The sequence below is a fragment of the Nocardiopsis sp. NPDC006832 genome (assembly GCF_040635885.1).
Classification (GTDB): Bacteria; Actinomycetota; Actinomycetes; order Streptosporangiales; family Streptosporangiaceae; genus Nocardiopsis.
Map to the genome: position 1 here is coordinate 1 of NZ_JBEYLC010000068.1, position 20,435 is coordinate 20,435.

Annotated in this window: 17 protein-coding genes; 6 read left to right on the forward strand and 11 right to left on the reverse strand. The window is 68.9% G+C overall.

The window, feature by feature from the left end; genetic code table 11:
* Positions 1–50: 50 nt before the first annotated feature.
* The 5 genes from ABZ717_RS24225 to ABZ717_RS24245 all read right to left on the reverse strand — a co-directional run bounded on the left by ABZ717_RS24225 (position 51) and on the right by ABZ717_RS24245 (position 6,363).
* The gene (locus tag ABZ717_RS24225; RefSeq protein WP_358514310.1) at positions 51–1,172 is read right to left on the reverse strand and encodes a DNA alkylation repair protein; all 1,122 of its coding nucleotides are present in this window, start codon (positions 1,170–1,172) and stop codon (positions 51–53) included.
* A gap of 211 nt (positions 1,173–1,383) precedes the next feature.
* Positions 1,384–2,178 (reverse strand): succinate dehydrogenase/fumarate reductase iron-sulfur subunit, encoded by a 795-nt coding sequence (locus tag ABZ717_RS24230; RefSeq protein WP_358514312.1) that lies wholly within the window; start codon positions 2,176–2,178, stop codon positions 1,384–1,386.
* On the reverse strand, positions 2,175–4,160 hold the full coding sequence (locus ABZ717_RS24235) for a fumarate reductase/succinate dehydrogenase flavoprotein subunit (RefSeq protein WP_358514314.1): 1,986 nt from the start codon (positions 4,158–4,160) through the stop codon (positions 2,175–2,177). Before ABZ717_RS24235 ends, ABZ717_RS24230 begins: the two co-directional genes overlap by 4 nt.
* 22 nt (positions 4,161–4,182) lie before the next feature.
* The gene (locus tag ABZ717_RS24240) at positions 4,183–4,992 is read right to left on the reverse strand and encodes a hypothetical protein (protein ID WP_358514316.1); all 810 of its coding nucleotides are present in this window, start codon (positions 4,990–4,992) and stop codon (positions 4,183–4,185) included.
* A gap of 369 nt (positions 4,993–5,361) precedes the next feature.
* On the reverse strand, positions 5,362–6,363 hold the full coding sequence (locus tag ABZ717_RS24245; protein ID WP_358514318.1) for a LysR substrate-binding domain-containing protein: 1,002 nt from the start codon (positions 6,361–6,363) through the stop codon (positions 5,362–5,364).
* A gap of 131 nt (positions 6,364–6,494) precedes the next feature.
* Here ABZ717_RS24245 and ABZ717_RS24250 point away from each other — a divergent pair, with 131 nt between their 5' ends.
* Genes ABZ717_RS24250 through ABZ717_RS24260 form a run of 3 tightly spaced genes read left to right on the forward strand, consistent with a single transcriptional unit; the run spans position 6,495 to position 9,835 of the window.
* Positions 6,495–7,145 (forward strand): succinate dehydrogenase cytochrome b subunit, encoded by a 651-nt coding sequence (locus ABZ717_RS24250; RefSeq protein WP_358514351.1) that lies wholly within the window; start codon positions 6,495–6,497, stop codon positions 7,143–7,145.
* Positions 7,146–9,092 carry a fumarate reductase/succinate dehydrogenase flavoprotein subunit gene (locus ABZ717_RS24255; RefSeq protein ID WP_358514320.1) on the forward strand — a complete coding sequence of 649 codons (1,947 nt, stop codon included), beginning with the start codon at positions 7,146–7,148 and terminating at the stop codon, positions 9,090–9,092.
* Complete coding sequence (locus tag ABZ717_RS24260) at positions 9,089–9,835, forward strand: succinate dehydrogenase/fumarate reductase iron-sulfur subunit (protein WP_067603574.1); 747 nt, start codon at positions 9,089–9,091, stop codon at positions 9,833–9,835. The genes ABZ717_RS24255 and ABZ717_RS24260 overlap by 4 nt, the downstream gene beginning before the upstream one ends.
* A 13-nt stretch (positions 9,836–9,848) precedes the next feature.
* On the opposite strand, the gene ABZ717_RS24265 is transcribed toward ABZ717_RS24260, so the two are convergent.
* From ABZ717_RS24265 to ABZ717_RS24290, 6 genes are all read right to left on the reverse strand, one after another.
* Entirely contained in the window at positions 9,849–10,469 is a 621-nt protein-coding gene (locus ABZ717_RS24265) for an AAA family ATPase (RefSeq protein WP_358514323.1), read from the reverse strand.
* 32 nt (positions 10,470–10,501) lie between these two features.
* Positions 10,502–11,137: a GNAT family N-acetyltransferase gene (locus tag ABZ717_RS24270; protein ID WP_358514325.1), complete on the reverse strand. Its 636-nt coding sequence runs from the start codon at positions 11,135–11,137 to the stop codon at positions 10,502–10,504.
* A gap of 78 nt (positions 11,138–11,215) precedes the next feature.
* Entirely contained in the window at positions 11,216–11,851 is a 636-nt protein-coding gene (locus ABZ717_RS24275; protein ID WP_358514327.1) for a GNAT family N-acetyltransferase, read from the reverse strand.
* 17 nt (positions 11,852–11,868) lie between these two features.
* Positions 11,869–12,741: an RNA-guided endonuclease IscB gene (gene iscB, locus ABZ717_RS24280; RefSeq protein ID WP_358514353.1), complete on the reverse strand. Its 873-nt coding sequence runs from the start codon at positions 12,739–12,741 to the stop codon at positions 11,869–11,871.
* Positions 12,742–13,145: 404 nt separating this feature from the next.
* Positions 13,146–13,847 carry an RNA methyltransferase gene (locus tag ABZ717_RS24285; protein WP_358514329.1) on the reverse strand — a complete coding sequence of 234 codons (702 nt, stop codon included), beginning with the start codon at positions 13,845–13,847 and terminating at the stop codon, positions 13,146–13,148.
* A gap of 67 nt (positions 13,848–13,914) precedes the next feature.
* The gene (locus ABZ717_RS24290) at positions 13,915–14,313 is read right to left on the reverse strand and encodes a DUF3054 domain-containing protein (RefSeq protein WP_358514331.1); all 399 of its coding nucleotides are present in this window, start codon (positions 14,311–14,313) and stop codon (positions 13,915–13,917) included.
* Between the two features lie 199 nt (positions 14,314–14,512).
* On the opposite strand from ABZ717_RS24290, the gene ABZ717_RS24295 reads away from it, so the two are divergent.
* The 3 genes from ABZ717_RS24295 (at position 14,513) to ABZ717_RS24305 (ending at position 20,366) form a co-directional block, all read left to right on the forward strand.
* Entirely contained in the window at positions 14,513–16,249 is a 1,737-nt protein-coding gene (locus ABZ717_RS24295) for a serine/threonine-protein kinase (protein WP_358514333.1), read from the forward strand.
* A gap of 49 nt (positions 16,250–16,298) precedes the next feature.
* Positions 16,299–18,206: a serine/threonine-protein kinase gene (locus ABZ717_RS24300; RefSeq protein ID WP_358514335.1), complete on the forward strand. Its 1,908-nt coding sequence runs from the start codon at positions 16,299–16,301 to the stop codon at positions 18,204–18,206.
* 66 nt (positions 18,207–18,272) lie between these two features.
* Positions 18,273–20,366, forward strand: a complete 2,094-nt coding sequence (locus ABZ717_RS24305) for a serine/threonine-protein kinase (protein WP_358514337.1) — start codon at positions 18,273–18,275, stop codon at positions 20,364–20,366.
* Positions 20,367–20,435: the final 69 nt, after the last annotated feature.

A 20,435-nucleotide genomic window follows, 5' to 3' on the forward strand; every position in this document is an offset into this window, starting at 1 on the left:
GAGCGCGTCGAACCCGCGGGGCCCGGGGCCGCCCGTTCGCCGGTGACCGCTCAGACGCGGAGGTCGAAAGTGGCGGACGCCTTGACCAGGCCGTTGACCTGGATCTCCACCAGGTGTTCGCCCGGGTGGTAGGCGCGGGTGCTGATCGGGCGCACCGGGTGTTTCTTCTCCAGGACCCGACGTTCCCCGGAGCACAGCTCCACCTTGGTCCACTTGAACACCTTGCGGCCCAGGGAGCCGTCGGCGCGGACGTGGTGCACCACGTAGTCGACCACCATCATGTGCGGACGGATGTCGGTGTTCTCCAGTTCGATCCGTACCAGCAGGGTCTGGCCCAGGTCCAGTAGGCCCGGGGACAGAACGAGCCCGTGGGCTCGGGCGTGCTCGCCGCCGGTGGCGCCGAGCAGCGCCAGGGCCCGCTGATCGCCCTCCTTGACCAGGGTGCGCAGGGCGTGCCGAACGGTCCACGCGGTCTCGGGGGTGGGGCTCTGCCGGGTCCACCGCTCGGCCAGGTCCAGGACCAGTTCGGGGTGCTCGCGGGCGATGTCGTTGAGGTTGTTGGCCACCGACGTGCGCACGTGCTTGGAGGGGTCGCTGCGCAGCGCCTCCAACACGTCGAGCACCGGTAGTGGATCGGTGACGAATCCGGGGAGCCGGCGTGCCCAGGGCAGTCGGGGTCGGATGCCCTCACTGGCGAACCGGCGCACGTGGTGATCGGGGTCGACCGCGCAGGCGCGCATCAGCGCCATGGTCGCTTCATAGTGCCGCAGCACGAACGGCCGGACGGCGAACTCACCGGTGTGCCGCTTGGTGATCTCCACCAGGGCGGGCAGCGAGACCTCCGGGTGATCCAGCCCGTACTCCTCCACGAACCGGGCCACGGGCATGAGGTGGAACCCGTCGTTGAACATGCCGTCGTCCTCGCCCAAGGGGTCCTTGAGGGAGGCGACCAGCACGGCGATCGCCTCGGGGTAGTGCTCGGGGAGCCGGTCCCGCAGCCCCCGCGCCATCACCAGCACCCGATCCTTGAGTTCCAGGGGTTCGACTTCGCGATCGACCTGCACGGCGTAGGATTCCACGTCGAATCCTGGAAACACCGTGCGAATGGAATCACCGAGCACGCGCGCCGCCGCGCCGTCGAAGTGCTTCTTGAGGCTGTATGCACCGGCCATGCCCGCCCACTCCCGCCGTCGATTGGGGGTAAAGCTATCCCGCTCCTACGACGAAGTCGAGAATTTCCTGAATCCATGACAAAGGTGATTCCCAAGGCCTTTTCGGTGTTCTTGTAAGAAAACCCCGGTCGAAACCGGAAATGGATCACGGGTGTTTCCGAGGGGCGGCGGGAGAACACCCGCCGCCCGGCCCCTTCGATCCGACTCCGGCTCACTCCCGCCGAGGTTCGGAGTCGCGGACGTTCGGCACCATCGGGGTGTCCTTCGGTCGCATCCCGATCTTCGACCCCAGCCACACCAACGGGTCGTACTTGCGGTCCACCACCCGTTCCTTGAGCGGGATCAGCGCGTTGTCGGTGATGCGGATCCCCTCGGGACACACCTCCGTGCAGCACTTGGTGATGTTGCAGTAGCCCATCCCGAACTCGTCCTGGGCGATTCGGCGACGGTCCGCGGTGTCCTCCGGGTGCATCTCCAGTTCGGCCACCCGCATCAGGAAGCGGGGCCCGGAGAAGTGCTCCTTGTTCTCCTCGTGGTCACGGATCACGTGGCACACGTTGTTGCACAGGAAGCACTCGATGCACTTGCGGAACTCCTGGGGACGCTCCACGTCCACTTGCCGCATCCGGAAGTCGCCCGGCGAGGTGTTCGGGTCCGGGGTGAACGAGGGGATCTCGCGCGCCTTGTCGTAGTTGAACGACACGTCGCACACCAGGTCCCGGACGACCGGGAAGGTGCGCATGGGCGTCACCGTCACCACCTCGTCCTCCTCGAACACGCTCATCCGCGTCATGCAGGACAGCCGCGGCATCCCGTTGATCTCCACCGAACAGGAACCGCACTTGCCGGCCTTGCAGTTCCACCGCACGGCCATGTCGGGGGCCTGGGTGGCCTGGAGGCGGTGCAGTACGTCCAAGACCACCTCGCCCTCGTTGACCTCGACCTCGTACTCGGTGAGTTCGCCCTCGTCCGATCCTCGCCACACCCGGAACGTCCGCTCGGTCATGACGTGCCCTCCTCGGTCGTGTCCGTCCTCTCCGCGTCCTCGTCGGTGTCGGTACGCGGACCCTCCTCCGGTGGCCCCTCCTCGGGCAACTCCTCCTCGGTGAGGTACTTGGCCAGTTCCTCCCGCTCGAACAGGCGCAGCAGTTCGGCGGGGACGTCGGCGAGCGGACGCCGGGTCAGCTCCACCCGACCGTCGACCGCCCGGGCGGCCAGGTTCACCCGCCGCCATCGCGCCGACATGTCGGGGAAGTCGTCACGGGTGTGCCCACCCCGCGACTCGGTGCGTTCCAGGGCGGCCCTGGTGACGGCCTCCGACACCAGCAGCATGTTCGGCAGCGCCAACGCCAGGTGCCAACCCGGGTTGTACACGCGATCGCCCGGAGCGCTGATCACCTGTACGCGTTCGGTCAGCTCCGACAGTCGCTCCAGGGCCTTCTCCATCTCCGGTCCCTTGCGGATGATGCCGACCAGGTCGTTCATGGTGTCCTGAAGCTCGGAGTGCAACGTGTAGGGGTTCTCGCCCTCGCCCTGCTTGAGCGGGGCCAACGAGGAGCGGACGGCCGCCGCCACCACGCGATCCACCGGACCGGGGGAGGGCTTCGACTCGGTCAATGCGTCGACGTAGGCGGCGGCGCCCAGTCCGGACCGCCGCCCGAACACCAGCAGGTCCGACAGCGAGTTGCCGCCCAACCGGTTGGAGCCGTGCATCCCGCCCGCCACCTCCCCGGCGGCGAACAACCCGGGCACGTCGGAGGCGGCGGTGTCGGCGTCCACCCGGACCCCGCCCATGACGTAGTGGCAGGTGGGGCCGACCTCCATGGGTTCGGCGGTGATGTCCACGTCCGCCAGTTCCTTGAACTGGTGGTGCATGGACGGCAACCGGCGCCGGATCTCCTCCGCCGGCAACCTGGTGGACACGTCAAGGAACACGCCGCCGTGCGGCGACCCGCGCCCCTCCTTCACCTCGTTGTTGATCGCCCGGGCCACCTCGTCGCGGGGCAGCAGCTCCGGTGGCCTGCGGTTGTTCGCGGGATCGTCGTACCAGCCGTCGGCCTCCGCCTCGGTCTCGGCGTACTGGGAGCGGAACACGTCGGGCACGTAGTCGAACATGAACCGATCGCCCTTGGAGTTGCGCAGCACTCCGCCGTCACCGCGGACCGACTCGGTGACGAGGATGCCCTTCACCGAAGGTGGCCAGACCATCCCGGTGGGGTGGAACTGCACGAACTCCATGTTGATCAGCGACGCCCCGGCGCGCAGGGCCAACGCGTGCCCGTCACCGGTGTACTCCCAGGAGTTGGAGGTGGTGCGGAAGGCCTTGCCGATCCCGCCGGTGGCCAGCACCACGGTAGGCGCCTCGAACAACACGAAGCCGCCGTCCACACGCCGGTAACCGAACGCGCCGACCACCCGGCCCTCGTCTCCGGGCTCGCGCAGGAGGTCGGTGACCGCGGTCTCGGCGAACACCCGCAACCGGGCGTCGGGGTCGCCGTGCTCGACGGCGTCCGCCTGCTGGAGCGCCACGATCCGCTGTTGGAGGGTGCGGATCAGCTCCAGCCCCGTGCGGTCGCCCACGTGCGCCAGTCGCGGATACTCGTGCCCGCCGAAGTTGCGTTGGCTGATGCGCCCGTCGGCGGTGCGGTCGAACAGGGCGCCCCAGTACTCCAGCTCCAGGATCCGGTCGGGGGACTCCTTGGCGTGGAGTTCGGCCATGCGAGGGTCGTTGAGGAACTTGCCGCCGCGCAGGGTGTCGCGGAAGTGCACGGTCCAGGTGTCGTCGGCGTTGGTGTTGCCCAGGGCGGCCGCGGCCCCGCCCTCGGCCATCACCGTGTGGGCCTTGCCGAAGAGCGACTTGGAGATGATCGCGGTTCGTTTGCCCTGTTCACGGGCGGCGATCGCGGCGCGTAGACCCGCTCCGCCCGCGCCGATCACCACGACGTCGTAGCTGTACCGGGTGACCCCGGCCTCTGTTTTGGGGGGCATGCGATGCTTCTTCCTTCCCCGCTCAGTTGAGGATGCGAAGGTCGGTGATGGTGCCGCTCGCGACCAGCGCGACGTAGGCGTCGGTGATCATCAGCGAGGCGATGCTGAGCCAGCCGTAGAGCATGTGCCGGTTGTTCAGCGTGGAGACCCGCGACCACAGCCAGTACCGGACGGGGTTGCGGCCGAAGCTGCGCAGCCGGCCGCCCATGATGTGTCTGCACGAGTGGCAGCCGAAGGTGTAGGCCCACAGCAACAGCACGTTCGTGAGCATGATCAGGTTGCCGACCCCGATGCCGAAGCCGCCGTCCACGCCGTGGAAGAAGGGGACGAGCATGTCCCAGGTGTTGATCAGGACGATGGCGCCCGCGGCGTAGAAGAAGTAGCGGTGTCCGTTCTGCGGGAGCATGAGCGGCCGGGTCTCGCCGGTGTAGTTCCGGTGCGGTTCGCGGACCGCGCAGGCCGTCGGCGCCTGCCAGACGGAGCGGTAGTAGGCCTTGCGGTAGTAGTAGCAGGTCACCCGGAACAGCAGCAGGATCGGCAGGCTGAGCAGGGCGTACGGCAGGAAGGGCGGGAACTCCCAGGGGACCCGGCCGAAGAGTGACGCGTCCGGGACGCACTGCTGGGCCAGACAGGGGGAGTAGAAGGGCGTCAGGTAGTGGTGTTCCTGGACCCAGTAGTGGTCCTGTTGGAAGACCCGTGCGGCTCCGTAGACGAGGAAGGTGGCCAGGCCCAACGTCGTCAGCGTCGGACCCAGCCACCATCGGTCGGTTCTGAGCGTGCGCCCGGGGACGCGCGCCCGCCCGGCGGGGTTTGCGTCTTGTGTCGAGGTCACCGTGGACTCCACCTCCTGTGGAGAGCGACCCGGACGGGGATACGGGTGCGGGCCCGCGCCCCTCCGGTGGCCGTGACCGCCCCTGGTTCTGGACGGCCGGGGGAAGCAGTAGGGAACCGGTCTGCTACGCAACGCTAGGTCGCTGTGATCACGGTCACGTTCCGGGGCTGGGGAATCCGCGAGAAATGGCTGTGATGTACGCCACTATCGCCATGCGATTTGCGAAGAAAGGAGAACTATCAGGCCATTTATCCGCGATGCGGTTTTCGGGGCTGCTGGCGAGAAAGTGCCCGGAGTTGATATAGGGGCCCAGGTGATCACGATCGTGGCCCGCGGCGTCCTCCGGGCGCGAACGGCGCGAGAGGCGCTTCAGGGGGACATGGACAGTCCGTCGTCCCGCGTCTCGCCATGACGGTTCCGTGGCCCTCCGGCGTCCGTGGCGGAGATGAGGACCTCCAGGTCGGGTCCCAGGTCCTGCGGTCCCATCGCCAGCAGGTACGCGTGCAGGTGCCGGCGGAACGCGTCCGCCGAGTGCGAGGGCTCCACGTCCTTGCGCCGGGCCAACGCCACGGTGCGCAGCAGACGGGGACGGGACAGCGGGGTGCCGCGCAGCCCGGGCCGGTTGCGCAACACCATGCTGGGCACCACCGCCAACCCCAGACCGGCCTCGACGAACCTCAGGACCGCGTCCATCTCGCCGCCCTCCACGGCCAACTCCGGCTCGAAACCGGCGGCGCGGCAGGCGCGGAGCGTCGCCTCGCGAACGTCGTAACCCCGCCGGAACATGACCAGGGGGCGCCCCTGGAGTTCGGTGATGCGCATCGAGGCGCGCCCGTTCGGCGCGGGCTCCGACGTAGGGCTGGCCACCACCAGGTTCTCCCGCAGGATCGGGGTGGTGGAGAAGTCCGGATCGCTGCTTTGCAGCGGGAGGATGATCAGGGCCATGTCGAGTTCGCCGCGACCCAGGTTGCGGATGAGGTCGCGTGAACCGCTCTCCTCCACGTGGAGTTCGATCCCGGGGAAGCGGGTATGGAAGTCGGCGAGAACGTCCGCCAGTAGTCCCGCGCACAAGGATGGGGTCGCCCCCAGTCGCACCCGGCCGCGCCGCACGCCGGCCAGTTCCGCCACCTCGCGACGGGCCGTTTCCAGGTCGGTGAGGATGCGTTGGGCGAGCGGAAGCAATGCCTCACCCGCTGGAGTGAGTGTGATGTTTCCCCGGGCACGACTGAATAACGGCGCACCCAACTCCTTCTCAAGGCTGCGGATCTGTTTGCTCAAACTCGGCTGAGCGACGCGTGAAAGCTCGGCTGCACGGGTGAAATGGCGCGTGCGGGCCACAGCGACGAAGTAGGCGAGCTGCTGGAACTGCATGCTTCATAGCCTAAGGCTATGGACACGAGGGTCGCGATGACTTGGACGTTGGGCTTAACTCGAATTTAGAGTGGCAGGCTGTGGCGAACAGTACCTTGACCAAGAAGCGGTCTACGGCCTACGGATCCACGGTGGCGCTGAAGGCGGCAATGGCGACCTCCGGTGCGATCCTTGTGCTGTATTTGATCGCGCACATGTACGGCAACCTGAAAGTCTTCGCGGGCCAGGAGGCCTTCGACGGCTACGCTCACGGACTCCGTGAGATCGGCTATCCTCTCCTGCCCGAGAGCGGCTTCCTGTGGGTCTTCCGGATCGTTCTCCTCGCGAGCATCCTGATCCACATCTATTCGGCGGCGGTGCTGACGATCCGCGCGCGCAAGGCGCGTCAGCAGCGCTACGTGGTGAAGAAGAGGGTGAAGCGCACCTACTCCTCGTACACCATGCGGTACGGCGGAGTGCTGATCGCGCTCTTCGTGATCTTCCACATCCTGCACCTGACGGTGAACGTGATCGCCCCCGGCGGCAAGTCGGACAGCCCCTACGAGCGACTCGTGAACGGTTTCCAGCCCGAGTTCTGGTTCGTGACGCTGTTCTACATCGCCGCGGTGATCGCGGTCGGCTTCCACCTGCGACACGGCATCTGGAGTGGCATGGCCACCCTGGGCGCCAACACCGCCGCGCGCCAGGGCAAGATCAACGCCGTGGCCGTGGCCATCGCTCTGGTCGTGACCGTCGGGTTCCTGCTTCCGCCCCTGGCGGTCACCTTTGGACTGGTGAGTTAATTGTCTGACATCGACCTTTACACCGAGGGCTCCCCGATCCGGGACGAGAAGGCTCCTGAGGGGCCGATCAACGAGCGCTGGGACCAGCGCCGTTTCTCGGCCAAGCTGGTCAACCCCGCGAACCGGCGCAAGCTCTCCGTCATCATCGTCGGCACCGGCCTGGCCGGTGCCTCCGCCGCGGCGACCCTGGGCGAGGCGGGCTACAACGTCTCCTCGTTCTGCTACCAGGACAGCCCCCGGCGCGCGCACTCCATCGCCGCGCAGGGTGGCATCAACGCCGCGAAGAACTATCGCAACGACGGCGACAGCATCCACCGGCTGTTCTACGACACGGTCAAGGGCGGTGACTTCCGCTCCCGCGAGTCGAACGTCTACCGCCTCGCGCAGACCAGCGTCGAGATCATCGACCAGTGCGTCGCCCAGGGCGTCCCGTTCGCCCGCGAGTACGGCGGTCTGCTCGACAACCGTTCCTTCGGTGGCGTGCAGGTCTCCCGTACCTTCTACGCCCGCGGCCAGACGGGTCAGCAGCTGCTGATCGGCGCCTACCAGGCGCAGGAGCGGCAGATCGCCGCCGGCACCGTCAAGATGCACACCCGGCACGAGATGCTCGAACTGGTCATCGTGGACGGCAAGGCGCGCGGCATCATCGCCCGCGACATGGTCACCGGTGAGATCGAGACGCACTTCGCCGACGCCGTGGTCCTGGCCACCGGTGGTTACGGCAACGTGTTCTTCCTGTCCACCAACGCGATGGGCTCGAACGTCACCGCCGCCTGGCGTGCGCACCGCAAGGGCGCGTACTTCGCCAACCCCTGCTACACGCAGATCCACCCGACCTGCATCCCGGTCAGCGGCGACTACCAGTCCAAGCTGACCCTGATGAGCGAGTCGCTCCGTAACGACGGTCGGATCTGGGTGCCCAAGAAGGGCGGCGACGACCGCGACCCGCGGCAGATCCCCGAGGACGAGCGCGACTACTACCTGGAGCGCATCTACCCGGCCTTCGGCAACCTGGTGCCGCGTGACATCGCCTCCCGCGCCGCCAAGAACGTCTGCGACGAGGGCCGCGGTGTCGGCCCCGGTGGTCTGGGCGTGTACCTGGACTTCACGGCCGCCATCGAACGCATGGGCCGGGACGCCGTCGAGGCCAAGTACGGCAACCTGTTCGACATGTACCAGCGCATCACCGGTGAGAACCCGTACGAACTTCCGATGCGCATCTACCCCGCGGTGCACTACACCATGGGTGGCCTGTGGGTCGACTACGACCTGCAGAGCACCATCCCGGGCCTGTTCGTGACCGGTGAGGCCAACTTCTCCGACCACGGCGCCAACCGCCTGGGCGCCAGCGCGCTGATGCAGGGTCTGGCGGACGGCTACTTCGTCCTGCCGAACACCATCAACGACTACCTGGCGGACGGCCCGTTCGAAACGGTCGACGAGCAGCACCCCGAAGCCGTCAAGGCCAAGGACCTGGTCACCAACCGGATCGACAAGCTGCTCTCCACCAACGGTTCCCGCACCGTCGACTCCTTCCACAAGGAGCTCGGCCACATCATGTGGGACTACTGCGGCATGGAGCGCAGCGAAGAGGGCCTGCGCAAGGCCATCGACCTCATCCGCGAGCTGCGCGCCGAGTTCTGGCGCGACGTCAAGGTGCTCGGCACCAATGAGGAGTTCAACCAGGCTCTGGAGAAGGCCAACCGCGTGGCCGACTTCCTGGAGCTCGGTGAGCTCATGTGCGTCGACGCCCTGCACCGCCGCGAGTCCTGTGGTGGTCACTTCCGAGCGGAGAGCCAGACCGAGGACGGCGAGGCGCTGCGTCACGACGACGAGTTCGCCTACGTCGCCGCCTGGGAGTTCGCCGGCGTTGACAGCAAGCCCGTGCTCCACAAGGAAGCCCTGGAGTACGAGTACGTCGAGATGAAGCAGCGGAGTTACAAGTGAACATCACCCTGCGCGTTTGGCGCCAGAAGGGCCGTGACGACGAAGGCCGGATGGTCACGTACAAGCTCACGGACGTCTCCGAGGACATGTCCTTCCTTGAGATGCTCGACGTTCTCAACGAGAAGCTCACGCTTGAGAACGAGGACCCGGTCGCCTTCGACCACGACTGTCGCGAGGGCATCTGTGGTGCCTGTGGCGTCGTGATCGACGGCGAGGCGCACGGCCCCGAGCGTACGACCACCTGCCAGCTGCACATGCGCAGCTTCAACGACGGCGACACCATCACGGTCGAGCCGTGGCGGGCCAAGGCGTTCCCGGTCGTGAAGGACCTCGTCGTCGACCGTGGTGCGTTCGACCGCATCATCCAGTCGGGCGGTTTCATCAGCGCGCCCACCGGTACCGCCCCGGACGCCCACGCCAACCCGATCCCGAAGCCGGACGCGGACCGCGCGTTCGACGCCGCGACCTGCATCGGTTGTGGCGCGTGCGTGGCGGCCTGCCCGAACGCGTCCAGCATGCTGTTCACCGCCGCGAAGGTCACGCACCTGGGCATGCTCCCGCAGGGACAGCCCGAGCGTGCCTCCCGCGTGGTGAAGATGATCAACCAGCAGGACGAAGAGGACTTCGGCGGCTGCACCAACATCGGTGAGTGCGCCGCGGTCTGCCCGAAGGGCATCCCGCTGGACACCATCTCCCAGCTCAACCGCGACCTGCTGGGCTCGCTCGGCAAGGGCATCGGCTAGTCACGATCCCCGGTCATGAGTCGGGGCCGTCTCCCTCGGGGAGGCGGCCCCTTCGCGTTGGATTCCCCGACCGGCGAAGCGAGTCGACATCCTCCTCGGCGATCCCACACGTGATGCCACGAACCCGGGCGGTACGCAGATGGTCCAGAGCCGTCTCGACGTTGGTTTGCGGCTCTCGGACCGAATCGAGGATCAAGCGTTCGTCCATCCACGCCGCAAGACCCGGTCGACGCGTCTCCAACGACGCCCAGGCGGGTTCGGGGAACCCGGGTAGGTCTCGCTCACGCCCCGCCAACCTGCGGCGATGAAGGTCGGGGTCGGAACAGACCACCTCGATCCAGACCAGGGGAGCCCTCTGCCGTTCGGCCAGGTTCCGCCACTGTTCGCGAGCCTCCTCTGCGTCGTTGACCGCGTCCACGATCACCGCCTGTCCCAGGGAGAGCAGGTCGGCCGCCATCGCCTCCACCACCACGTACGCGGCCAGACCGGTGGGCTGTTCCCGTTCGATCCCCGAACGCAGGAGCGCGGCCTCGACGGGGTCGACGGACAGTACCGGGGCGGGCGAGTGGCGTCCGAGCGCGCGGGCGATGGTGCTCTTGCCGGAACCGGGCAGACCGGCGAAGACGATCAGCATGGCCGAACCCTCCCAGGCGGTACCGACAGGGGTCAGACGGCGGGGCGGAGCATGCAGTAGGTGGAGGGGAAGTCCGGGTCGTTGACCGCTCGGACGACACGGAACTCGAACCGCTCGAAGAAGCCGATGTCGGCCGGGTTCGTCGTGTCCAGGTACACCGGGACCCCGTCGCTGTCGGCCTGGGCGAGCCCGGCGCGCACCAGGCTGGAACCCACACCGGTGCCACGGGCGGCCGGGTCGGTGCCCAGGGCCCTCAGGTACCAGTGCGGCTCCTCGGGGGCCGACCCCTTGAGTTCGGCGACGTAGCGCATGATCCGGGGCAGGCGCCGCACGCCCAACATCGACGCGAGGTGCGGCAGGGACCGCAGCATCGTCGCGCCCTCCTTGGCGTCGTCGCCGGGCGGCTTCCACAGGCCGGCGCCGCGCACCACCCGGCGCCCGTCCTCGTCGGTCTCGAAGACGTGGGCGTCACCGCCGGGAACGCGGTCGAAACCGGCGGTGAGGGCGCACATCCGGATGGAACGTGCCATACGGGTCTCGTTCTCGGGGAAGAACCACCGGAACAGCGGGTCACTGTGGTAGGCGCGGCCGAGCACCCGTGCGATGGCGGGGACGTCGTCCATGGTGGCGGTACGAATCGACTTCACAGAGCTGGCCGTCGCGGGCATCGGTTCCGTCCTTCCGAGGGGCGTCATCGCCATGCTAGATCACGGTCACGTCACGGGTGGGCGGTTCCGCGGGAACGGTCAGGACGGTTGCCGCAGCAGGAAGTAGCCGGTCCCGACGTCCTCGTGCGGGATCTCGTGGACGACCCGGAACCCGAACCGTTCGTAGAACCCGATGCTCTTGTCGTTGAGCGTCTGGGTGAACACCGGCAGCCCCTGGGAGTCGGCCTCGTCCAGCCCCGCGGAGAGCAGTCCACCGCCCACCCCGGTACCGGCCACGCTCGGGTCGACCCCGAGACCGGCCAGGTACAGGTGGGGCTCCTGAGGGGCGGCCATCTTCCACTCGGCGAAGACCCGGACGAACGCGGCGACCCGGCCACGTCCGAGCAGGGACGCCCAGTGCGGCCAGGTGCGCGGCGACACCAGCGGCCCCTCGGGGTTGCTCGTGGGCGGCGCCCACAGCGCGGCGGCGCGGGGGACCGGGACGGAACCCTCGGAGTCGGCGATGGCGGTCAGACGGGTGTCACCACCGGGGACGTAGCCGTAGCCGGTGGTCAGAGCGAAGAAGCGTCGCACCTTGGCCATGCGGTTCTCGTCGTCGGGGAAGAGCCAACGGAAGAGCGGGTCGTCGTGCAGCGCACGGCTGAGGACACGGGCGAGGTCGGGGACGTCGTCCAGGGTGGCGGCGCGAGCGACGGACGTGACGATCGGGCTCATCGATTTGTTGGGCGTGGTTACCCGGTCCTTGAGGGCCGGGAGGAAACGCCCTCTCCCTTCCAGGTGTAGCCGTAGCCGTCCGCTCTTTGGAGCAGACGCATGTACTTGTGTCCGATGCCTTGGATGGTGCCGTGGGTGGTGGTGATGTTGAAACTGCCCGAGGCGCGTACCGCGACCCGGCCGGTGTGGGTGCCTGCCTTCTTTCCCTGGGGGACCACGGCCCGGACCAGGTCACCGGTGGTGAACCCGAAGAACCCCTTTGTTCGGGGCAGGCTCAGCCTCGGGAATCCGTGTTTGTCGGGTCGGGTGCGGGCGTAGGAGCCCCGGCCCGCGCATCCGGCGATCAGGACCCGGTCGGTGGTCTGGGTGATGGTGTCGACCTTGCCCACCGCGAGGGCGTCCAGGGCGTGGGTGTCGAAGGCGACCCGTTCCATGTGCACTGCTTTGACCGGTGCCCACCTGGTGAGCCGGTCCACCCAGGCGGTGGTGGTCTCCACCCGGTGTCGCAGGGACGGGGCGAGCCATCCTTGGGGGCGGGTGCGGTTGGCGAACCTGGGGGCGCGGTGGCGCAGATTCGCTGTCCGGCGGCGCCGCCGATAGGCGGAGCGTTGCCCCATCTTCTTACGGACCTGCGCACCACGATGATCCAGCTGGATGCTGTACCGGCCGCGCCGCTGCCCGCCCTGATGGGTGAACACGGCGATGCCGGTGTGCTTACTGCCCGGGTCGATACCGACCTGGACACCGTCCACCTCGGACTCGGCGATGGTGCGGTCCTTGAGGCGGATGGTGAAGGGGGTGTGCCGAGCCACGACCGCCCGACCCTTGTGCAACAGTTTGCGGGCCCTGGCCGGATGACAGGGCTGGAGCGGAATCTGGTTCTTGTCCAGGACGAAGACGGATGGGTGCCGCTCACGCGGCCTCTCCCCAGCTTGAAGCTGGGGGGTGACGCCGGAACCGCCAGGTGCTGCGGTACCGGTCTCCCCTCGCACATGTTCCGCACCGGGTACCACCCTGGGGTGGGGCCGGAGTCCCGTTTCGTGCCCGATCCGGGGCGTGTCTACTGACTCCGATTCCAGAGCAGGCCGCTGAGGAAGCACGGCCTGGTGGGTCTTCTGTCCTGTGCGGAACGTAGCCATCGAGGTCACCTCCTCATAGGTGATGGCTGGTGCCGGTAAAGGCGGCTCTCAGCCACAAGGGGCTGAAAAGCCCGGTCCTTCAGGGCCGGGATCCCTTTACCCTTGCTACTTCCGGTTCGGGGGCGATGATCCGTTCATGTTAGATCACGGACGAATCACGGAGTGGGTGTGGTCGCCGTGTCGGGAACGGGCTGCGCGAACACGTGTGCCCGGACCCAGGCGTGCATGGCGATCGCCGCGGCGGCCCCCGCGTTGATCGACCGGGTCGAACCGAACTGGGCGATGGACAGGACCGCCGCGCACACCTGACGGACCTCCTCCGACAGACCCGGGCCCTCCTGCCCGAACACCAGCACGGCGTTGCGCGGCAACGGGTGGGTCTCCAACGGCACGGCGCCCGGCAGGTTGTCCACGCCGATCAGCGTCAGGTCGTGCTCGGCGGCCCAGGCCACCAGCGAAGCGGTGTCGGGGTGGTGGTGCACGTGCTGGTAGCGGTCGGTGACCATGGCGCCCCGTCGGTTCCAACGGCGCTTGCCCACGATGTGCACGGCCGCGCAGCCGAACGCGTTGGCGGTGCGCACCACCGATCCGATGTTGAAGTCGTGCGACCAGTTCTCCACGGCCACGTGGAAGTCGTGGCGGACCATGTCCAGGTCGGCCACGATCGCCTCACGGCGCCAGTACCGGTAGTGGTCGACCACGTTGCGCCGGTCGCCATGGGCGAGCAGCTCGGGATCGTAGTGGTCGCCGTCCGGCCAGGGGCCGGGCCAGGGACCCACCCCGACCTCGCGTGCCTCGTCCTCACCACCGGTGATGGTGGTGTCGGAGTCGGCCTCTGGATCCGGTTGTTCGTTCATCGAACCAAGCTTACGAACGGTCCGTACCCGGTCGTCCCGACGAAGGTCACACGCGACCGGGGCCGACTCACGCCTGCGGGCCCACCGTTCGAGCCTGTGCCCGGTCCTTCCGCCGGGAGACCAACAGCGTCACGACCCGCCAACCGAGCATGGTCGCGGCCAGGAACAGCGACGTCACCACGACGAAGGAGAGCGGCGCGCCCTCTCCGGTGAGGAGGCGCAACGGCATCGCACCGATCACGGTCACCGCCCACACGAACACTCCGGTCGGCCAGATCCGGGCAGGTGAGCGCCACGCCAGGGTGGCGAGCCAACCGGCGAGCAACGCGGCCACGAACGGCCACGCGGTCCCGGCCACCGCGGCCGGGGTGAGCCCGGTCGCGTGGTCGGCCTTGCCCACCACGACGAAGACGAGTACGCAGGCCAGGTCGGCCATCAGGGCCAGGAGCGGGGTGTACGAACGCATGCCCCCAGGCTAGGCCCGCTCCCGGCGTCCATCACTCCGGGTCGCCGTCCGGAAGGCTGCGTCGAAAGGCCCCGACCACCGCGCCGGGCATGGCCGGAACAGGACGATCCCGAGACGAACACACCGTGAGAACGTGGCATCAGAGCCATTGGAGCGCTTCCACCGTGCCCCCGTCCGCCTCGACCCCCGGAACCCTCACATGACTCCATCCTTCGACCTGCCCGTCGGCGTCCTGCCCCTGGTCCCGGACGATCCCGCCCACCTCGGACCATTCCGCCTGCTCGGGCGCCTGGGCTCCGGAGGCATGGGTGTGGTCTACGCGGCCCTGGACGGACGGGATCGACGGGCGGCGGTCAAGTGCGTGCACCGCTCCCACGCCGCCGACCAGGAGTTCCGGGCCCGCTTCGCCCGCGAGGTGAGGCTGGTCCGTCGGGTGCGTGCGCCCGGCCTTCCGGCCTTCCTCGGCGCCGACACCGGCGCCGACCTGCCCTGGTTGGCCACCGAGTACGTGCCCGGGCCCACCCTGGACGAGTACGTGCGCGGGTACGGTCCTCTGCGAGGGGAAGCACTGACCTCCTTCGCCGCCGGGGTGGCCGAGGCGCTCGCCGCGATCCACGCGGCGGGTGTGGTGCACCGTGATCTGAAGCCGGGCAACGTGATCCTGTCCCCGGACGGATCCAAGGTGCTGGACTTCGGTATCGCCCGCGCGGTGGAGGAGACCGCGCTGACCCGTACCGGCGGTCTGGTGGGCACGCCTGGGTGGATCTCACCGGAACAGTACCGTGGCGCGGACGCCACCGACCGTTCGGACGTGTTCGCCTGGGCCGGGCTGGTCGCCTACGCCGCCATCGGGCATGGGCCGTTCGGTACGGCCGCCTCGGACGTCCTGGTCTCCCGGGTACTGTCCGAGGCGCCGAACCTGGAGGGGGTCCCCGCGGGGCTACGCGGACCGGTGGAGCGCGCCCTGGCCAAGGACCCCGCGCGGCGTCCCGACGCCAACGGTCTCCTGGCCGAACCGGGGCTCGTGGCCCCCCGGCCCCGGGCCGTCGCCACCTCGGCCGAACCCGTACCCGCCCCGGAGCTCGACCCGTGGCGCGCACACGCGCCACGTCGGCGTTCCTGGGCCGAGCGTCATGGTGGGGTCCTGGCCCTGGGCGCGGCCGGGCTCGCGCTCGTCCTCGTCGCTGGAACCGGTGTGTGGGCGGTGGCCGACGGGCGGCTCGGCGGTGGCCCGACCGATGTCCCCACCGACGGTCGGGAGACCTCGGATGTCACCGTCGCCGGGGGCGAGGCCGCGGACGGCGCCGTGCCCGAGGACGTCCCCGACGAGTATCGGGACCTCTACGAGACCGGCACCGTGACCGTGGCCCCGGACCCGGAGGCCGGCGACGTCCTGGTCCGCACCCTGGAGACCGACGGGGGAGGGGAGGGCCTGGACCAGGTCCGGCTCGACATGGGCGAGCACTCCTGGTCGGACACCATGAACCTGACCGTCACGGTCACGGCCGAGTACCTGCCGGACTTCGGTGAGCTACGACTGCACAGCAGCGACTTCGTGAAGGTCGAACGGATCGATCCCGGGGACGAATACCTGACCACCACCGCCGCGAACAGCGGGGGGAACCTGGCCGCACTCTCCCCCGAAGAGCCCACCGCGGAGTTCGAGGTGACCTTCATGGACAGGACCAACGGTTCCCAGCTGGACGACGTGTTCGCCGTCTACTACGCCCCCACCGCCGCCGTGCCGGACGATACCCGCCCGGAGGTCGGCTACCCGGGCGGGCTCTGTTACCCCTGGCGTGGCCCGGGTGTGGGCGAGGTGATGGTCGCGCCCGAACCGGAAGAGGTCACCCCACTCGACGCGACCCTCACCGACGGCTCCCCGGTGAACGGTTGTGTCTACGGACCCGACGAGGACGCCGCCGAGGAAGGCTGACCTCGGCCCTCGCCCCGTGCCCACCCCCCGACATCGACAGGAAACGATGATGCCACGGAACACCCCCTTCGACCGGGATCACCTACCTCCCGGTGTGGACCCGCCGGGTCGCGGCGATCCCGAACGGCTCGGCGATTATCGAGTGGTCGGGCGTATCGGCGCGGGTGGAATGGGCGCGGTCTACGCAGGGGTCACCGACGCGGGGCAGGCCGCCGCGGTCAAGGTGATCCACTCCCGGTTCGCCGCGGACCCCGATTTCCGGGACCGTTTCGCCCGTGAGGTCGGTCTGGTCTCCCGTGTGAGGGCCACGTGCGCTCCTGCCTTCCTTGGCGCGGACGTCGCCGCCGCCACGCCGTGGATGGCCACCGAATACGTTCCCGGCCTCACCCTGCGCCGGCACGTGAGACAGCACGGTTCGTTGACCGGGGGCGTGCTCACCGCGTTGGCGGTCGGTCTGGCGGAGGCGCTCACCGCGATCCACGCGGCGGGTGTGGTGCACCGTGACCTGAAGCCGGGCAACGTGATCCTGGCGCCCGACGGCCCCAAGGTGCTGGACTTCGGTATCGCTCGGGCCGTCGACGGGACGGTGCTGACCGCCACCGGTGGTCTGCACGGCACCCCCGGCTGGGTCGCCCCCGAACGGTACAGGGGAGAGGACGCCACCGGTTACTCGGACATGTTCGCCTGGGGCGGGTTGGTCGCCGTCGCGGCGACCGGCAGGGACCCCTTCGGGCGCGGCACCGTCGCCGGGGTCGTTCACCGCAGCCGGCACGAGGAGCCGGACCTTGACGGGGTGCCCGAGCCCCTCTTGGGCCTGGTCCGGCGTTCGTTGTCCAAGGACCCGGGAGAGCGGCCCCGGGCGGACGAGGCCCTGGCGGAGTTGACCCGTGGTTGGTCGGCCACTCGCGTCATGCCGAATGGGGCACTGCCGCCCACCCGTGTGGCGGAACCCGTTCAGGACGCGCACCCCACCGAGATCGTGCCCGAGCTGCTGGCCACCGAATGGACCGGAGTGGCCGACCCGGGCGTCCGCAAGGTGCGTCGGTCGGGCCGGGCACGCCGGGCGCTGTGGTTGTCCGCGGCCGCCGCCGTGCTGGTGGTCGCGCTGGTCGGAGGACTGCTGTTCCTCGACCGGATCGGGACCGGATCCTCCGGCGATGGAACGAACGGCCAAGGGGAGGACCCCACCGGTGGGGCGGCCGTGGGAGAGGCCGAGGGCCCGACGGTCCAGAGCGATCCCGAGGACGGAGTGACGGTGGTCGCCGAGGCGAGCGATCTGATGGCCGACGCACCCGACTACCTCTACCGGCACGAGTTGCAGGCCGACCAGGAACAGGCCCACCCGGCCGCCACCGTCACCGAGTACACCGAGGACCCGGGGCGGGCCATCCAGCGCAGAAGCTACGACCTCGCCGGGGTCCGCATCGACCTGCGCCACGGCGACGACCTGGAGGAACAGGTTTTCGCCCTGATCACCATCAGTGAGAGCGGCGCCCAGTCCCCCCGGTACTACCGGCAGGAGGGGAACTCCGGGGAGGACCAAGACCTTGAGGAGGAACTCGGCTGGGGGCTGGAGTGGATCCTGGAGCCGGACGCCGAGATCGAGTACCAGGGCCGCGACCGCGTCCCCTACGAGCAGGAGTTCACCGATGGTGGGGTCAGCGCGGGCCTGGAGTTCGAGGACGCCGAGGGCCACCACTACAGCGGCACCGTCACCGAACAGGTCGCCCGGTGGGGCGAGGAGGAAGGCACAGAGGGACGTCCCATGAACTTCGACCTGTGGATCGACGACGAGGGTTACCCGCTGCGCTTCGCCGGTTCCAGCGTCAGTGTCCCGGAGAATCCCGAGCACGAAGAGGTGGCCGTCAGCCAGGTGCGGGACTACACGTTCCACGAGCCCCGCGACGTCCACATCCCCGAGGAGTCGGAGATCCTGCCCGAACGCCCCGTCTTCTGACCGAACCCGGCGGCACACGGTGTGAACGCGACTTCCGCGTCGGCCCCGTCACCGTGAAAGGAAACAATGAGCACATCCCCCACCCCCGCCGAGGAGCCCACCCCTGGGCCGCACCACGTTCCCGCCGTGGGGCCGGACCACCCGCCAGAGCACCCAAAGGGCCTTCCACCCGGCCTCGACCCGCTGACCGAGACCGACCCCCCTCTGATCGGCCGCTACCGGTTGGTGGGCCGGATCGGAGCCGGCGGAATGGGAGTGGTGTACGCGGGGCTGGATTCCGAGGACCGCTGTATCGCGCTCAAGACCGTCCACGCGAAGTACGCGGACCGGCCCGGACACCGGGAGGCGTTCGCCCGCGAGGTCCAGATGCTGCGCCGCGCCGACGGGATCAGTACCGCTCGCGTCCACGGAGCCGACCCGACGGCACCGGTGCCGTGGTTGGCCTTCGACTACGTGCCCGGCCGGGACCTGCGCCGTCACGTGCGCGAGTTCGGCCCCCTGCCCGCAGACATGCTGCGCACGTTCGCCCTGGGCACGGCCGAAGGGCTGGCCGCACTGCACGCGGCGGGGATCGCGCACCGCGACATCAAGCCGGGCAACGTGATCCTGGCCCCGGACGGGCCCAAGATCGTGGACTTCGGGATCGCGATCGAGATCGGCACCGACCCAGGACAGGACGCGTCGGCCTCCTACGGGACCCCCGGCTGGACGGCGCCCGAACGTTACGCCGGTGCCGTCGCCGATCCGGCCGCGGACGTGTTCGCCTGGGGCGGTCTGGTGGCCCTGGCCGCCACCGGCCGGAGCCCTTTCGGCAAGGGGAGTCCGGCGGAACTGGCCGAACGGGTCAAGGCGGGCGACCACGACATCGAAGGGGTGCCCGAGGGCCTGCTCCCCCTGGTGGAGGGGGCCCTGTCGGTGGCCCCACTGGAACGGCCCGCCGCCGTCGACCTCTTGGCAGCGCTACTGCCCGTCATGGAGGTCGAGAACGTCGACGCCGGGACGGCCCCGGCCCCCGACCGCGCCCGTACACAGCGGGTACTGCGCGCGATGCTGGCCGACTACTGGCGCGGTGTGGACATGGCCGGACACGATCCCTCCCGCTGGGCGGTCGCGCTGGGAACCGCCTCGGCGGTGGGTCTGGGCGCGGTCGGCACGGGAACGGTGGGCTCGGGGGCGCTGGGCTCGGGCGCGGCGGGCACCGCTTCGGGGATGGCCGCGGGTGGGGCCGTAGGTGGTGGAGCCGCGGGTGGCGGCGGGATGCTCGGTGCCCTGTCGGGCGTCAAGGGGATCATGGCCGTTCTGGGTACGTTGACGCTGGTCGGAACGGGCGCGGCGGCCGGAGCCTGGTACCTCCGGGACGAGGAACCGGTCGAGGAGACGGTGGTCGCCGAGGAGGAGAACACCCTCGCCGTCGAAGCGGACCCGGAGGACGGCGAGGCCGTGCTGGCCGAGGCCTTCACCCTCGCGCTGGAGGCCGACAGCTTCACCGGTTATCGACTGCCCACCCACAACGACGCGGGACCCATGCGCACGAGCTACCACATGTACACGCGGGAACCCGAGCGCTTGATGTTGGAGGGCGGGCTCCTGGGACCGGGCGGGTCCGGTGTCCTCGCCGGTGGCGAGGACCTGGACGATCGCATCTACTTCTCGGACATTCGAAACGGGATCTCGTTCGGCGATCCGATCGAACGCCACTACAGCAGGGTGGCGCCCGGCCCCAGCGAGGTCGAAGCCGACCTTCACGCCGAATGGGCGAACCAGTTGAACCTTTTCGAGGAGATCCTGGACCAGGAGACGGAGATCGCGTACACGGGCCGCTCCGCTACGGACGAGCACGACGTCCCCGATAGTTTCGTGCAGCACGACCTGCTGGAACGGTTGGACCCGGGGGGTGCGGAGTTCGGTCGGGAGGGGCACCACTACACCGGCACCGTCGTCCACGAGTTCGACCACTTCGAGAACCTCATGATGTTGGAGACGGAATTCGAGATCTGGGTCTCCGACGAGGGGTATCCGATGGGCTACTACGTGGAGGCGGAGGCCGACGAACCCACGCGGAACTCGGAGGAGATGCTGGCCCTCACCCGCACGGTGCGGTTCTACCGCTTCGATCAGCCGGTCGAGATCGAGTACCCGGAAGAGCACGAGATCTCATAGGGGGCGGTCGACACCCCACCGCAAGCGGGTCCCGACGCGTTCACCGGCGCCGGGGCCCGCTTCGGACGT